At 44.6% G+C, this 16825-nt stretch carries 12 protein-coding genes; 8 read left to right on the top strand and 4 right to left on the bottom strand.

Annotation, left to right across the window (positions count from 1 at the left end; translation table 11 throughout):
• Positions 1-426: 426 nt before the first annotated feature.
• The 8 genes from ACXAFI_RS14510 to ACXAFI_RS14475 all read left to right on the top strand — a co-directional run bounded on the left by ACXAFI_RS14510 (position 427) and on the right by ACXAFI_RS14475 (position 11217).
• Positions 427-1584 carry an NAD-dependent epimerase/dehydratase family protein gene (locus ACXAFI_RS14510; RefSeq protein WP_475109383.1) on the top strand — a complete coding sequence of 386 codons (1158 nt, stop codon included), beginning with the start codon at positions 427-429 and terminating at the stop codon, positions 1582-1584.
• A 95-nt stretch (positions 1585-1679) separates the two neighbouring features.
• Positions 1680-2708: a glycosyltransferase family 4 protein gene (locus ACXAFI_RS14505; RefSeq protein ID WP_475109382.1), complete on the top strand. Its 1029-nt coding sequence runs from the start codon at positions 1680-1682 to the stop codon at positions 2706-2708.
• Positions 2709-3739: 1031 nt separating this feature from the next.
• A complete protein-coding gene (locus ACXAFI_RS14500) occupies positions 3740-5797 on the top strand; it encodes a protein-disulfide reductase DsbD family protein (RefSeq protein WP_475109381.1) in 2058 nt (685 codons plus the stop codon).
• 80 nt (positions 5798-5877) lie between these two features.
• A complete protein-coding gene (locus ACXAFI_RS14495; RefSeq protein WP_152451964.1) occupies positions 5878-6360 on the top strand; it encodes a protein disulfide oxidoreductase in 483 nt (160 codons plus the stop codon).
• Positions 6361-6508: 148 nt separating this feature from the next.
• Positions 6509-7327: an MBL fold metallo-hydrolase gene (locus ACXAFI_RS14490; protein ID WP_475109380.1), complete on the top strand. Its 819-nt coding sequence runs from the start codon at positions 6509-6511 to the stop codon at positions 7325-7327.
• 158 nt (positions 7328-7485) lie between these two features.
• Entirely contained in the window at positions 7486-7665 is a 180-nt protein-coding gene (locus tag ACXAFI_RS14485; RefSeq protein WP_475109379.1) for a hypothetical protein, read from the top strand.
• A 3-nt stretch (positions 7666-7668) separates the two neighbouring features.
• On the top strand, positions 7669-8157 hold the full coding sequence (locus ACXAFI_RS14480) for an aspartate/glutamate racemase family protein (RefSeq protein WP_475109378.1): 489 nt from the start codon (positions 7669-7671) through the stop codon (positions 8155-8157).
• A gap of 537 nt (positions 8158-8694) precedes the next feature.
• Complete coding sequence (locus ACXAFI_RS14475) at positions 8695-11217, top strand: TonB-dependent receptor plug domain-containing protein (protein WP_475109377.1); 2523 nt, start codon at positions 8695-8697, stop codon at positions 11215-11217.
• A gap of 101 nt (positions 11218-11318) precedes the next feature.
• Here the strand turns inward: ACXAFI_RS14475 and ACXAFI_RS14470 are convergent, their stop codons facing one another.
• The 4 genes from ACXAFI_RS14470 to nuoL all read right to left on the bottom strand — a co-directional run bounded on the left by ACXAFI_RS14470 (position 11319) and on the right by nuoL (position 16824).
• On the bottom strand, positions 11319-11777 hold the full coding sequence (locus ACXAFI_RS14470) for a hypothetical protein (protein ID WP_475109376.1): 459 nt from the start codon (positions 11775-11777) through the stop codon (positions 11319-11321).
• A gap of 81 nt (positions 11778-11858) precedes the next feature.
• Positions 11859-13400 carry an NADH-quinone oxidoreductase subunit N gene (locus ACXAFI_RS14465; protein ID WP_475109375.1) on the bottom strand — a complete coding sequence of 514 codons (1542 nt, stop codon included), beginning with the start codon at positions 13398-13400 and terminating at the stop codon, positions 11859-11861.
• Positions 13397-14989 (bottom strand): NADH-quinone oxidoreductase subunit M, encoded by a 1593-nt coding sequence (nuoM, locus tag ACXAFI_RS14460; protein ID WP_475109374.1) that lies wholly within the window; start codon positions 14987-14989, stop codon positions 13397-13399. Before nuoM ends, ACXAFI_RS14465 begins: the two co-directional genes overlap by 4 nt.
• Positions 14986-16824, bottom strand: coding sequence for an NADH-quinone oxidoreductase subunit L (gene nuoL / locus ACXAFI_RS14455; protein ID WP_475109373.1), 1839 nt, complete (start codon positions 16822-16824; stop codon positions 14986-14988). Before nuoL ends, nuoM begins: the two co-directional genes overlap by 4 nt.
• Position 16825: the final 1 nt, after the last annotated feature.

The raw sequence follows: 16825 nt of genomic DNA, 5'->3' as shown, positions 1-16825 counted from the left end.
AGTTTAAAAGAGAGCATAATCAAAAATGATTGTATGTTTCTTTATACCTTTGCTTTCTGGGCGGCATAACCAGGGTACATTGGGGAGGATGCAAGGCACCTCCAGATTATCGAATGGCCTACTCTTGCTCCTCTAAAAGGCGGAGAAAACTTAAATTGGCGCCATAATCCTTCAATTGGCGTGTTAATTGTCTTTGACGCCATATATTTCGTACTGCAAACAGTGAGATAGTTCTAGTAGAGATCGTTGGCTTTCTCTGGGACATAAGCTCGGATGACGCTTAGCGATTGAATTCACCAATAAGCGAATGGATTTTGCTCTTGGATCGGAGTCCCTTCTAGAGAGGTAGGTCAGCGAGCTACTTGCTGCAGAGGGATTTTTACTCGATCCAATGTCATTTTTTTGTCACTAATCAAAGGGGTCAGGGTGAGAAAAGTACTGGTTCTTGGCGGGGATGGATTCTGTGGGTGGCCAACATCTCTTCATCTTTCTGATGCAGGCTATGAAGTTATCATTGTTGATGATTTTTCCAGAAGGAAAACAGATATAGAGCTTGAAGTAGAGTCTCTGACCCCGATTCGGCCTTTAGGGGAGAGACTTAGGGTTTGGCAGGATGTGTCGGGCCGAAATATTCGGCATGTTACAATTACTATCGGTAAAGAATATCGCAAGCTGCTAGAGCTGTTGATTACCGAGAAACCCGACGCGATTGTGCATTTCGCAGAGCAGCGTTCAGCGCCTTATTCAATGAAATCCTCAAGTCATAGACGTTTGACGGTTAATAATAATTTGAGTGCGACTAACGATGTTCTTGCCGCAATTGTAGAAAGTAAATTGGATATACATCTTGTTCACCTGGGTACTATGGGGGTTTATGGATACGGTACTGCCGGGATGAAGATTCCGGAAGGATATCTTAAGGTGCAGGTTGAAGAGGATGGTGAGTGTAGGAGTAGAGAGATACTATACCCATCTAATCCCGGGTCTATCTATCATATGACCAAAGCACAGGATCAGTTGTTGTTTGCTTTTTACAATAAAAATGATGGGTTGCGTATTACTGATTTACACCAGGGTATTGTTTGGGGAACTCAAACCTCTCAAACTCGCCGAGATCAATATCTTATCAATCGATTTGATTATGATGGGGATTATGGCACTGTACTAAATCGCTTCCTAATGCAGGCGGCGATTAACTATCCTCTAACTGTCCATGGGACTGGTGGACAGAAGCGCGCGTTTATTCACATTCAGGATACCTGTCGCTGTATTCAGTTGGCTATTGAGCATCCTCCAGAAAACCGGGATCGAGTCAAAATACTGAATCAGATGACTGAGATACACCGCGTCAGGGATTTGGCCAAGTTGATAGCAGACAAAACGGGGGTGGATATAGCCTATGTGGATAACCCAAGAAAAGAATCTGCAGAGAATGACTTATTGGCTGTTAATGATCAGTTGCTGGAGATGGGGTTGCGACCAATTACCCTAAACGAGGAACTTCTTACTGAAGTAGAGCAGGTGGCAAAAAAGTATTCCGGTCGATGTGATCAAAGAAAAATACCTTGTTTGTCAAAGTGGTAAATAGAGGGGCCGATCCATATATATGCTGTGTATTAGTATATTCATTAATACGTGATGGGGCGCGCTTCTATCTTTAGGGATGAAGGTTTTCTGGTATGAAAATATTAATTGCTACGGATACTTATCCAAAGCAGCTCAATGGTGTGTCGCGGGTTCTTGAGAAAACGATAAAAGAATTATCTGCACGAGGGCATGAGATTAAGCTCTTGTCAGTGGATGACTTTAAATATATCCCTTGGCCAGGGTACCATGAAATTAGAATTGCCATATTCCCCGGATCTCGACTTGCCCGTATTGTGGATGAATTCTCCCCTGATGCCATTCATATTATGACCGAGGGACCAATTGGTATCTCAATGCGTAGGTATTGCAAAAAAAGGGGGTTAAGATTTACCACTTCCTGGCTTTCCAGATTGTCTGAGTATGTTTCCCTGCGTTATAAAATCCCAGTGAAGTGGCTGCATAAGTTATTAGTTAATTTCCATCAGGCAGCAGCACAAACGATGGTAACTACTGCAAGTATGGAGGCCGAAGCCAAGGATTTGGGGATCAACAGGATAGTGCGCTGGCGTCGGGGAGTGGAGTTAGACAAGTTCCACCCTGTTAAAACAGATATATTTGCAGGCTTGCCCAGGCCGATTCTGTTAAGCGTTGGCCGTGTTGCTGTAGAGAAATCACTGGATAGGTTTTTATCTATCAACATCCCTGGAACCAAGGTGGTGGTAGGAGATGGCCCCCAGCTAAGTGCTTTAAAGAAAAAATTTTCAGAAGCTATCTATTTGGGCGTAAAAGAAGGGGATGAGCTAACAGAGTGTTATTCTGGGGCGGATGTGTTTGTATTTCCGTCTCTAACAGATACTTTCGGCTTAGTGAACCTAGAGGCGCTTGCCTGCGGCCTACCAATTGCCGCTTATCCAGTTACGGGTCCAAGGGATATCATTGGTGATGCACCTGTTGGCGCTATGGATAATGATCTAAGGGTGGCAATTCAAAGAGCCCTTTCCTGTAAAGCGGATGATTGTATCGACAGGGCAAAAACCTTTTGTTGGGATTTGGCTACTGAGGATTTTCTCGAAAATCTGGTGCCTGTCAATATGGAGCAACCATTAGTGGCTGATTATTGAGCGTGAAGAAAAAATCAACAGAATAGCTGCTATTGGAGTATTACTTATAAAGTAGATAACAAGTAAATTATGAAATAAGAATTCAGGTCAGTTTTCTTGATTTAAAGCCCACAGTGTCCTGCTCCAGGTCAAGATTAGGTTTTTACGTGGGGAGGCATTTTCGAAAGTTGTAAAAAAATTTTGAAGTTTATGATGTCGTTTTTTTCCAAAAAAGATTTTGACTGGGCGGTTAAAGCTGCATAATTCATCACTCTCCCAATCCCCAGATCGCTATTATCATTCCATAGAGCCCTTCAATATTTTGATTCATTCCAGCTCTAAAAGAAGTCTTAAATATGGCCTTAAAACCTGGATCGCCCAATAGAGTGGCTGTATATGAGGGAGCTTTTGCGCAGTTTACTGGATATTTTTACCAGTAGCTTCAGTGGCGCTACGCAGAACAAAAGTACAGGCCTATCTAATAAGAAAGTAATCTCGTGGATTCTCGCGATAAATTTTAGAACCCGGTTCTTCGGTATCAAAGTTACTTCTACTTCATCCAGGAGTACTGCTGGAGAGGTGAGAGATATCTTATAAACTCTATTAGGAATACTTTAAGCGACTGAAGCTAGGTGGGGCGCACCGCCAGAGTGTCCTAGAATAGGGAGCTGATCCAGCTAGAGATAACTTGATAATTCCCCCATATCCTTTCCCCGATCAATCAGTATTCTACTCTTATGTGGGGATGAGATTGCGATATCTGGCTGGTCTAAGGCTATCATCTTTGTACTAAGGGCGGTGGCAAGTGTGTGATCGAGATTGTGAATCTCCTTGGAATCTGAAAAAAATTTAGAATTACAGGATAACCCTTGAGGGCGCCGTATTTATCGAATGAGAGACTGCGCCTACCCCTGAGAGTTAATACGGGAATAATGAGAAGGTAATAAACGACTCTATTACTGATCTAAAGTAGTTATTCGGGAGTATATTGTTGGTGGATATCTATAAATGAATTTATTCATTTTCCAGGCATAAAGCCCAAGGAAAAGTGTGTGTTAAAAATCAAGTCTGTCTTGATAATTGTCATTGGTATTTTGGCTTTTGGTTGTGGTTCCTGCATTTATGCACAGGAACAGGCTTCAGGTGAACATGTCCGAATTCGTTGGTTGGCCCCTTCTATTTTTGAGGAAAAGGTTTCAGAAAAAATTGGCTTCTACTTTGAAGTGGATCCAGGTTGGCACGTATATTGGCAAAATTCAGGAGACTCAGGTGCACCACCTCGTTTTGATATAGACGCCGAGGGCGCAAGTCTAGGGAAAATAGAATGGCCTTTTCCCACTCGTCTTAGGGTAGAGCACCTAACAAACCTGGGTTATAAGGGAAATGTTGCCTATCTTTTTGATCTGAAGCCCAAGCCAGGGGCGCAGGAAGTCTCTTTGAAGGCAGATCTGGAATGGCTTGTCTGTAAGATTGAGTGTATTCCAGGTCGCGGCACCATGACTTTATCCCGCTCCATTGAAAAGCAGTCCAAATGGGCCCTAGAAGATCTGGAAGTTCGGAATCAGTTTGCGGAAAGAGTACCTCTCCCACAGGAAAGCAGCCCTTGGAGGCTGGATTCGCTGGCATTGCAAGGAAAAGACCGTATACGCCTGTTGGTCGAAGCTCGTACGCAAGGCCGTGCGCCACAGGTTTTTCCTTTAAATGGAAAAGTTTTTTCATCCGCCAAGCCAATAATGGAACGTGATGGTGACACCTTCGTTTATATTTTTAAGCGTCAAACTGATGTGGAAATCCCCGCAGCAGCCAGCTTTGTATTGAGTGATGGACATCGCGCCTGGGAGTTTGAGGAAGTAGCGTTTAGCAGTCCCTTGCCGGCAGCAAAGTGGCGTCCACTTTGGCTGATCATACTTGCAGCTTTTGCTGGGGGAGTCATTCTAAACTTGATGCCCTGTGTTTTCCCTGTGCTTTCTATCAAGCTTTTTGGGTTGATAGGAGGAGGCTACAGCAGTGGTTCGAGATTAAGAGAGGGGCTTCTATATTCTGCAGGAGTGGTTCTTACCTTTACAGCACTTGGCCTTCTTCTCTTGGTACTTCGTGCAGGGGGATCCTCAATTGGCTGGGGGTTTCAACTACAGTCACCATCTGTGGTATTGGCACTAATAGTACTGTTTTGGGTGATGGCTATGTCTTTTCATGGGGTATTTGAGTTTGGTCATCACTTAGTTAGGGTAGCGGGCCTAAGCCAAGGTGGTACCTTTGCTACAGGCGTACTTGCGGTATTTGTCGCGGCCCCCTGTACGGGACCTTTTATGGGGGTTGCTCTTGGTACCGCTACAGTTTTACCTCCCTTAGAAGCCATGCTTATTTTTGTTTGCATGGGGATCGGCCTGGCTGCGCCATTCTTGATTCTCTGTATTAGTCCTGCCCTTATGAATCGCCTTCCATCACCTGGGCCATGGATGGATAAGCTCCGTCAATTATTGGCTTTCCCCCTTTACGCTACGGTGATTTGGTTGCTCTGGGTCTTTGGGCGTATGGAAGGGGAAACCGGCTGGTTACTAGGTACCTCAATGGTACTACTGGTAACTTTTGCTCTCTTGATGATACGTAATTACTCTGGAATCGTCAGGGTAATTTCATGGGGAATACTAATCATTAGTTTGCCAGTAGGCTTTATGCTTTTAGGGAAAGAAGAGCAGAAGTCTCTTCCCATTACTATGGGCTGGAAGAAGTATGATCCACAGTTGCTTAAGCAGGCGCAACAAGAAAAACGTTCGGTGTTTGTCGACTATACCGCAGCTTGGTGTGTAACCTGCCAAGTGAATAAGAAGCGGGTACTCGATAAAGAGAAAACATTAAAAGTGTTTCAGGAAAATGGCGTTTTACTACTTCGTGCCGATTGGACCAGAGAGGACCCTGTGATCACTGAATCTCTGGCGGCATTAGGGCGTAACTCAATACCTGTCTATGCCTGGTATCCTGCAGGCGCTAAGAGACCGCAAATATTGCCTCAGATATTGCAGGAATATATGATCATCGATTTATTCGATGAAAGTGAAGGTTCCAAGAAAGACCTAAATAAAGAAGGGAAGCCCTCTTCAAGTCGTTAGGAATTATTGGGTCTGTAAGGTTAATTCAGTCTGAATGTGAAAAATAGGTGAAGGCTGCAGTGGGTATTCACTGGTATCGAATGTCGGTAAAACTGATAGTCTTTTCCATGCTGGCTATTTTGGTAATGGCGGCGGTGGCCTACTATCAGCAACGGGACATCCCAGAAGATCTGGCGCCACCGCTGAAAGGGGAGACTTTGAATGGGAATTTAATAGACCTTAAACATATGACGACACATGGGCCGGTGCTTATTTATTTCTGGGGCTCATGGTGTCCATATTGTCGCATAGTATCTCCTAAAATATCTGAACTGGCGCGAGAATATCAGGTCTTGAGCGTCGCTATGCAGTCTGGAGATGAGGGAGTGGTTAAAGAATATATGCTTCAACATAATTTAAAGTTTCCAACAATTAATGACCCTATGGGTAGTATAAGTGGCCAGTGGGGGATCAAAGTAACGCCAACGATGATTATCGTGGGGAGTAATGGACAGATTGCTTGGGTTACCACTGGGGCTACCTCCAAGCTAGGACTAAAACTACGCATGGAGTTGACGGATTAATCTCATAAGCGTGAACGCTATCTTCTCTTCCTAAGATGTCGTGCTATTTACCCCTAGTTCCCCAGATACTTAGCCCTTCACCACTAGATATAACTATCTTAAATCTCTAGTCTTCCCAATTTATTGATTTTAGGTGACGGAGGCTTGTGTGTCGGTCATCGATTCATTTGATTACAAAGATCTCGATGCGCAGAGAGTTGGCAGGTTTGACTTTGGAATTAACACCACATTTATCGTTTATCGATTAAAAGACACCATTATTGATGCAGGGCCTAGCAATCAATGGAAATATGTCAAGTGGTTTGTGAAAAATAAACCCTTTCGTCAGCTTCTTCTAACGCACCACCATGAAGATCATAGCGGCAATGCTGGAGCAATCTATAAGTTGACAGGTGTTCAGCCTCGAGCCCCTAAAGCAACGATAGAAATTTTAAAGCGTGGTTTCCGTATACCACCACTTCAAAGGCTTATTTGGGGGGCACCGGGACTCGCAGAAGCTGCAGAGCTGCCTAAGAATTTACGCATAGCTGGTGAGAAGGTAATTGCTATCCCGGCTCCGGGGCATGCCAAGGATATGACCTGCTATTTGATGGAGGATCGGGGCTGGATATTCACGGCAGACCTCTATGTGGCGAGTCATCTGAAGATGTTGCGCAAGGATGAGAGCATCCCAATTCTAATGCAAAGCATACGCAAAGTGCTTCAATATAATTTTGAACTTATCTTGTGTCCCCATCGGGGTATGGTCGAAAACGGTAAGAAACGACTACAAGATAAATATGATTACTTGCTTAACTTATCGTGTTCTGCCCAGGAGTTGGGGCGACAAGGAATCTCCTTAAAAGAAATTACCCGTAGACTTTTAGGGAGGGAGAACATGATGGCTTTTCTCTCCGGTTATAATTTCAGTAAAAAAAATTTAATAGCCTCCTGTATGGCTTTGGAACCATCCATAGATGATGATTAGTCTGCTGGTGTTTACACGTCTCACATTTTCTAAAGTGCAATATTCCACAGTTGGTTGTTTCTAGTTGCTACCTGACATAAATTTATTGCTTCAAATTGTCAGAATTAAGTGAGAATACGGTGGAGAAGGCGGTAAGAAGAATAGGGCTACTTGGTGGTATGAGTTGGGAGAGCACACAGCTCTACTACAAGTTGATTAATCAAGGGGTTAATCGGCAACTTGGCGGGCTGCATTCCGCAGAGATTATTTTATACAGTGTCGACTTTGCCAGGATTGAAAAGCTCCAACGAGCGAGTCAATGGGAAGAGGCTGGGCAGATGCTGGCTCAGGCGGCCTAGGCATTGGAATCCGCTGGGGCGGACTGTGTTCTTATCTGTACCAATACCATGCATAAAGTGGCCGAGCAGGTAACGACTTCGGTGGATATCCCTCTCCTGCATATTGCAGACGCTGTGGCTGAAATTTTACTTAGGGAAGATGTTCAGAAAGTGGGACTTTTGGGTACGGCTTTCACCATGGAGCAGGATTTTTACCGTAAGTATATACAGGAAAAATATGGAATAACCCTGATTGTTCCCACTGCCCCTGATAGGGAAATAGTACATAGTGTGATCTATGAGGAGCTCTGTAAAGGAATAATCAAAGCTTCATCAAGAGAGGAGTATCTCCGCATTATTCATTCTCTGTCCACCCAAGGAGTGGAAGCTGTGATTCTAGGCTGTACCGAAATTGGTATGTTGGTCTCTCAGGAGGATATAGCGATTCCACTGATGGATACTACTCAAATACATGCAAATAAGGCTGTGGAGTTTGCCTTGGGCGACATATAGCTTAGTTGGGGGTTTTGCTAGGGGCTCACAGTAGGTTCTAGTGAAGCCCAGTACCCTTTAGTGGATGATGATCCCTTCAAATTTTTATTTCTTAGGACAGTCAGTTTCACTTTAGGGTAAATATCATTTATTATTCTTCCTGTGCTCGATATGGATGATAATTACTTACCTCGCATCCAATTTTCTCGGTTCGATAATTTCCTTTAAGTTCGTTTTATTCCTAATATCCTCAATGTCATAAATGACATTATTTCTAGATTAGACATGATTTAAATTGTCAATATCTGTTATTTAGGTATTTTAATTTTCCATTTTTACTGGCATTTTTTACCTGTGTCACGCTTCTTGCAGTGATTAAAAATGATGATGTTCATCATTGGGATTTTCTGGCTAAATTCGTATGTAACTCAGTGCAGGCTATCTAAAGCAGGCGCAGATTTCTCTGTATCTGGCCTCGTGCATTTGTAAGCCAACACGCTGCCGAAAACGGATGGATTAGGATTAGAAGATAAAACTAATAATTGACAGGGTAATTACATGAAAGAAAATAAGAAGCGCTGGCTAGCGGCCTGTGGCGCTCCATCTCTGTTGGCAATGACGGTTGCTGCAGTATCCAGCCCGGCAATTGCCGAGGATGCTCTTCTGGAGGAAGTCATCACCATCGGCACTCGCGTTGAAGGACGCTCTGCGACGGATTCCTCGGCACCTATCGATATTGTCACTGGTGATGAGTTTGTGAATCAGGGGGATGGGGATCTCAACAACCTTTTGCGCAATGTGGTGCCGTCCTACAATGTGAATGCAAAGCCAATCTCCGATGCTGCCTCGATTGTACGCCCAGCCAACCTGCGTGGACTGCCGCCGGATAGCACCCTGGTATTGGTGAATGGCAAGCGTCGTCACCGTGCTTCTGTAATCTCCTTCTTGGGAAGTGGTGTATCAGATGGCGCTCAAGGCCCGGATATCTCCGCTATACCAGCCATAGCCTTGAAACAGGTGGAAGTTCTTCGCGACGGTGCAGCCGCCCAATACGGCTCTGATGCTATTGCCGGGGTCATTAACTTCCAGCTCAAAGATGCTGCCGAGGGTGGCACTGTTGAAATGAAGCATGCCACTACCGCGGAAGGTGATGGTGACCAGAGTATGGTTGCTGCTAACTTCGGCCTGCCACTGACCGATTCCGGCTTCGTCAACTTCAGCATGGAATATCGCGAACAGGATTCCACCAGTCGCAGTACTCAGCGGGATGACGCCGCACAGCTGATTGCCGATGGCAATACCCATGTCGCCAATCCCGCGCAAATCTGGGGGCAGCCGGAAGTAAATGATGACACTAAGTTCTTTATTAACAGTGCTATTGAACTGAATGATACCGTTGAGCTATATGCCTTTGGTAACTACGCAAGCCGTTCCACAGATGGAGGATTCTACTTTCGTAATCCAGAAAATCGAGATGGTGTTTTTACACATAAGGTAGATGTAGATACAGATGGAGACGGGATTGCTGATAAAAAAGTTAGAGTACCACTGATTGGTGACCTAAACCCCAGTAATGGCAGTGATGATTGTCAGAATGTGAGCGTCTCTGAAGCACATGACATTGCTGAGTGTTTTTCCTTCACGGAGATGTTCCCCGGTGGCTTTACCCCGCGTTTTGGTGGTGATCTGGAAGACTATTCTATGGTCTTCGGACTGCGCGGTGAGTTGGCTAATGGCATTGGCTATGATGTCAGCGCCAGTAGGGGTCAGAACAAAGTAGATTTTCATATCTACAATACTATTAATGCCTCCATGGGACCGGATACGCCTACCAGTTTTAGCCCTGGTGGTTATGCGCAAACTGAAACCAACTTTAACCTTGACCTGACCAAGGCTACAGAGCTGGCGGGAAAGACACTGTACATGGCAGGTGGCTTTGAGTGGCGCGAGGAAGAGTTCGAAGTCAATATGGGGGATGAGGCCTCATGGACACAGGGCCCATTGACCGAGCAAGAGTTCCTAATTGGTTCTAATGGCTTCTCTGGATTTGGCCCCGAAGTTGTCGGCACTTTCGACCGTGATAATATTGCGCTTTATACCGATTTTGAGCTGGAGGCGACCGATAATCTTCGGTTAGGTGCAGCCCTGCGTTGGGAGGATTTTTCCGACTTTGGTGATACCTCCAACTTTAAATTATCGGGCCACTATGTCGTCAATGAAACATTATCTCTACGTTCTACAGTAAGTACTGGCTTCAGAGCACCAACACCTGCACAGTCTAATATTAGTAATGTGACTACGGCCTTTGCTTTCGGACAGTTAGAGAATAAAGGTACTATTCCTCCAACTAATCCCATCGCTGTGTTAAAGGGCGGTAAACAGTTACAGCCCGAGGAGTCAGAGAGCTTTACTATTGGGGCCATCATCGCTGCTGGAGATTGGGATATTACCCTCGATTATTTCCAAATCGCTGTCAGTGATCGTATAACACAGTCTGCCGATCAGATACTAACTGAAGCTGAAAAAGCGCAATTGGTGGCTGACGGAATTAGCGGTGCTGATTCTCTGACTTCGATACGTTTTTATACCAATGACTTCGACACCAAGACCCGAGGTATTGATGTAGTGGCAACCTATCCTCTTGGAGATGCCACTGATCTAAGTTTCGCTGCTAACTGGACCGACACTGAAGTTACCGATTATCGGGAAGAGACTATTAGTGATATGCGTCTTGGGCAGTTGGAAGATGGTCTACCAAATGTTCGTGGAAATGCAACCGTTTCTCACGTCGGTGATGGCTGGCGTGGATTGGTTCGTTTGAACTACTACGGTAGCTATTGGGAAGCGCATCTGGATGATTACAGCCTACCCATTGATGCTGGTGATGAGTGGACTGTGGATATCGAAGGTGCTTACGACTTTACTGAGTCTTTGTCCCTGATTGCTGGTGCTGAAAACCTGTTCAACAACTACCCAGATAAAAATCCCTGGTCAGGTGTTGCAGGTGCTGAGTACCCAGAAACAGCGCCTATGGGCTTTAATGGTGCGCTTTATTATGTGCGTGCACAGTATGAGTTTTAAGCTCTAAGGTAAATTAGAGGGGGAGCTTTGCTCTTAGCAAACGTTCACTCTTTAGATTTTTACCTTCCATGAAAAAGCCCGCAAATTTGCGGGCTTTTTTGTTACATATCCCAGAGAGAATTAGTTGCCATAGATAGGGTAATGCGTTCTTTGTCTTGTATCTGCTTCAAATCCTCGAAGACTTCTTTTACTTCCATCGACTCAATAGCGCCATAAACGGCTTCATAGAGGCTTGAAAAATACCTATCCACTTCCCGTCCAATATTATTGACCTCTTTAATAGTTGGGGGATCACTTAGTGGTAGCTGTCGAATAAAATCGTGAGCGCTTTCTTCGTGGGTATATTGCAGCCAGGTTTGCATGACTCTTTGCTGAGCGATTTCTCCATAATTAGAAAGATTTCTCGCCATACGTTGTTCGTGTTCCAGCATATGCTTTAACAGTAACTGTGTTCTGTAGTCTTCAGATTTGTCAAGTAAATTCTCGTATAAGCCAGCCATATCCAGGTGAAATTTCTCGGCATTTTGAATGATTTCAAATGCCTGCTTAAAAGTTTTCATAGATTTGCCCTTTGATACCTAGGAAATTGTTATTGGGCAGAAAATGGTCGTATCTTCTAGCGGCCATACCCTAATTAATCTTTATAGTGCATTTATCCAGTTGATCAAGATTTGAGGGAATATACCAAAGATTAATAGAGCAACTGTCAATATAAACAAGAGTAGCTGACCCGATACAGCGATTTGTACAGTTCCTGAGTTAACAGTGTTTTCTGTGCTATCACGTTGAACCATAGTTAGTAGCAAGCGTAGATAGTAAAAAAGCCCCAGTGCGCTGCCGATTACCACACCTGCTAGGAGCACCCACATTTGCCCCTCTACTCCAGCAGTAAATACATAAAATTTGCCGATAAATCCGATAGTTAGAGGAATACCGGCAAGGGAAAGTAGCATAGCGGCAAAACAGCTTGCCAGCCAAGGTGAGCGCCATAAAAGGCCCTGGTAAAATGCACGTTGATAAGGGTTTTGTGCGTCTGAAAGGGGATTTTCAGGATACTCACCTTTAAGAATTTTTTCCTCAACAGAATCAGCGACTAAACCAACTACCGCAAAAGACCCCAGTGTGGTGATTATGTATGCTATCAGGTAATAAATAACTGCCTCAGTGCCAAAAGTGCTTTTACCAATGATAAAGGCCACAATCAAATAACCAATATGACCAATAGAGGAGTAGGCTAGAAGGCGCTTGATATTGGTTTGCATTAATGCCAGAAGATTGCCAACTAACATACTGGCTATAGCTGCTATAGAGAGCATATCGATTAAAACCTGACTACTGTAAAGATCCAGGGTATTAAAAAATCGCAGTAGAAATCCGATTACGGCACCTTTACCTATGGTTGCTATTAAGGCTGTTGTTGGTGTTGGAGCCCCTTGATAAACATCAGGTGTCCAAATATGAAATGGAACTAGTGATAATTTAAAAGCTACAGAGATAAGGAGCAAGGTGACTCCAGTAGCAAATAAAGTGGAAGTTTGAGATAGCTCAGTTATTCGTGAAGCTATGCCGGCAAAATCCAAAGCGCCACTTGCACTATAAATCAGTGCAATACCAAATAGACCCAATGCAGTGGATAAAGCAGATAGAATCAGGTATTTAATCGCCGATTCAAGGGATTGAAGTTGCTCACGCTTGGGGGATAGGTCTCCAGTCAATGAAAATCCGAGCATTGGATATAAAGAGAGACTAATAAGTTCAAGTCCAAGAAAGAAGGTAGCAAAGTGACTGGAAAAAATAAGCGTGCAGGCTCCTAACATTGCCAGCAGTAACAGGATGTAATACTCCTCAGGATAACTTCCCGAAATCCCTTTGGGATCACAGCGCAAACGCAGGTAATTAAAACCCATGATGCTAATCCCAAAGGCGGTTAGGAGTAAAAGGAGGCAGAAAAATAAAGCCGTATAGTCGACTAGAATTAATGCAGTCACCTGAATAGAGCTGGTCGCTCCAGATAGAGTGCCAGCAACCCAAAAGCAGGATACCATGGTTAACACTAGGGTAATCATGGTGGTTGCCAACGCACCCAGATGTCCTCTCCAAAAAGATACCTGTAACAGAAGAATCACTATACCTGCACTTAGTATCAGTAGGGGCAGTATCCCAAAAAGTTCCTGAGCACTCATGGAGTTGTTTCCTCTATTGAGGTGTGTTCAAGCTTAATCGGATGAATCTGAGTAGATAATTTGTCACGAGTGGAATTCTGAATATACAAAGCTGCTTCAATTTTTGCAGTTGATCTCTGTACGGTCTGGTCTGCAATATTAAATATCGGCTGAGGATGTAAACCGATAAATACCAAAAGTCCGGCGAGCGTGAGCAGGGCACAGGACTCACGTATATTAAGATCTGTCGTTTCCTGCTCTCGAATGGGTTTTTCCAGTCTTTTATTTAGCTTACCGAAAAAGACCTTTTGCATCATCAGTAGGGCATAGAGTGCAGCACCAATAAGCCCGATAGCCGCTAGGGCTGTTATCCAGTGATTGCTGCGGAAGCTCCCTACAAGCACTGTGAATTCAGCAACAAAGTTGCCGAGGCCGGGAAGGCCCAGTGATGCCACCGCAAAGAAAAGCGCAACAGCAGATAACTTTGGTAATCTGGCCCAAAGGCCACCCAGTTGCTGCATATCCCTGGTGTGGAGGCGATGTTGCAAGGCCCCAACTAGCGCAAATAAGGCTGCGGTACTCAAACCATGAGCAATCATTTGCATTACAGCCCCTTGTATAGCAATAGTGTCAAGGGCGTAAAGACCAAGCAAAACAAATCCCATGTGGCTAACACTGGAGTAGGCCACGAGTCTCTTCATGTCTCTTTGGGCAAACGCGAGCATCGCACCATAAATAATACTGATAGCTCCAATGGTCATCGCGACAGGTGCAAATTCTATTGAGCTCTCGGGAAATAAAGGTAGATTGAAGCGTAATAGGCCATAAGCACCAGTTTTAAGGAGAATAGCAGCCAAAAGGATACTGCCTGCTGTAGGTGCTTGAGTATGTGCATCCGGCAGCCAGGTATGGAAAGGTAGAGCTGGTAATTTGACTATAAAAGCAACAAAGAATCCCAGCATTAACCAGTAGGCCACTCCAGGAGAGAGGCGGGCATCTAATAGTGCATTGTAATTAAAGGTTAGCTGCCCAGTGTTGGTGTAGTGAATGTAAACCAAAGCAACGATAGCAATCAACATTAGAAGGCTGCTGGCCTGAGTAAAAATGAAGAACTTGATAGCGGCATAAATACGCTGCTCATATCCCCACACCGCGATAAGGAATAGCATGGGTATCAGCATGACTTCCCAAAAAAAGAAAAACAGGAAAAGATCAATAGCGGTAAAAACACCAGCAACCCCAGCCAGAGTCCAGAGGTAATTGAAATAGAAAAATCCTCTGCGGAAACTTATATCGTTCCAGGTCATCAAGACCCCAAAAATTCCCATAGTCAGGGTTAGCGCCAGCATGAGAAAGCTTAAGCCATCAATGGCAAGATGGAAGTCAATTCCAAATCGGGGAATCCAAGATATCTGTAGACTATCCCACCAGGGTTCCGTTATCCCCACCTCGGTAGAATGAATAAATGTGGAATAGTTTGTGAGTAATAAGGCGGCGAGTAGAAGGCTGATCAAACTAATCCAACGTCCACCAGCCTTAAAATAACGCTCTGACAGCCAAGCTACTATGCCACCGGTGAACAATATAATAATGATTGTCAATAGGGTCATAAAGCCACCAGAAGTGCGAGGAATAGAATGGAGCCAATTGCAAAAGAGGTTAGGTACCAACGCACCTGTCCATTTTGAGAAGAGCTTAAAAGGGCGTTCATCTGCCGACTAGCTGCCGCGGTCCCCTTGTAGAAGCTGTCAATAATATCGTTATGGTTTATTTTGGTAAGGTACTTGAAGGGTCTAACTAGTAGATGGTCATACAACCAGTCAAAGCCCCAGCCAGAGAACCAAAATTGCATAAGGGGCGAGCGTTGTTCGCCGGCTTTCTGTTCATGCAGAAATAATCGCCAAGCGATGGTTAGGCCAATCAATGGCATCGCTATAGCAATCACTTCGATCCAGGGTGAGTGGTCTTCATCTGGGCGAACACCAAATACAGACTGTAGGGGTGGAGCTAATAAGCCACCAAATAACGCCAGCACTGCGAGAATGCAGAGAGGTATGCTCATCACAGGGGTGTTGGCATCCTTACAGTGGGCGGAAGCTATGCCTTCTCTTCCGAGAAAAACCAAAAATAATAGACGGAAGCTATAAATCCCGGTTACTAATGCTCCGAGTATACCGGCAAGCCATAAAATATTGACTCCCTGGTGGTACTCCCAGGCACTCAGCAATATATGGTCTTTACTATAGAATCCCGATGTAAAGGGGAGTGCAGCAAGGCAAGCGCAGCCGATAGTAAAACAGATAAAAGTCAATGGTATTTTTCTGTAGAGGCCACCCATCGAGAAAACATTCTGTTCATGGTGTAGGCTTAATATCACAGAACCTGCGGAGAGAAAAAGTAAAGCCTTAAAAAAAGCATGCGTCATCAAATGAAATATGGCACCCGACCAAGCGCCGACCCCTAGCGCAAGGAACATATAGCCGATCTGGCTGATAGTGGAGTAGGCGAGTACCCTTTTTATATCGCTTTGTGCTATTGCACTAAAGCCCGAAAGCAGTAATGTGATAGCGCCGATAAATGCAACTGCGTTCATTGCTACTTCGGATAGCATATAAAGAGGATGCATGCGTGCAATCAAGTAAACTCCCGCGGTAACCATGGTGGCAGCGTGAATTAAGGCGCTGACAGGTGTTGGACCAGCCATTGCATCGGGCAGCCAAGTCTGTAGAGGTAATTGTGCAGACTTGCCCACAGCACCCCCTAGTAAAAGTAGGCAAGCTAAAGTGATTATTTCGGTACTTACGTTTTGACCATCGACAGCAGAGGTAAGTTGTTGAATATTCAGAGTTGAAAATTCAAAGAAAAGAAGGAACAAACCGATGGCCATTGCCGTATCGCCAATACGGGTAACAATAAACGCTTTTTGTGCAGCAGTGCCATTGATTGGCTCTTTATACCAAAAACCTATTAGCAGGTAGCTGCAGAGCCCAACGCCTTCCCAGCCAAGATAGAGTAAAACCAGATTATCGGCCAAAACTAGAATCAACATGGCGCATACAAACAGATTCAGATAGGCGAAGTAGCGGCGAAAATCCAGATCCTCCCGCATATATCCTACTGAATAAAGGTGTATCAGAAAACCTACCCCTGTGATAATCAATAACATCACCATGGTCAACCAATCTACGTGGAAGTTGAAACCCAGTTCCAAATTGTCCACCAGCATCCACTGCCACATAGTAATATTGATTAGCTCGGATGGAGTTTTCCAAAATAAATTGATGGCGACGGTTATAGTTAATAGTGCGGCTAAGCCAACACTTCCTACGCCGATACAGGCTACTAACTTTTGCGGAGGCTCATTTCGATGAAAGAGGGGAATAGCAACCAGAGTCAGGAAGCCAATCAGCGGTAAAAGGGGTACCCAAGCCAATAGCCCCTGCATA

The organism is Microbulbifer sp. ABH2_005 (genome assembly GCF_056160005.1).
Note: the sequence above shows the minus strand (reverse complement) of the source record. Positions and strands in the feature narration are given on the sequence as shown.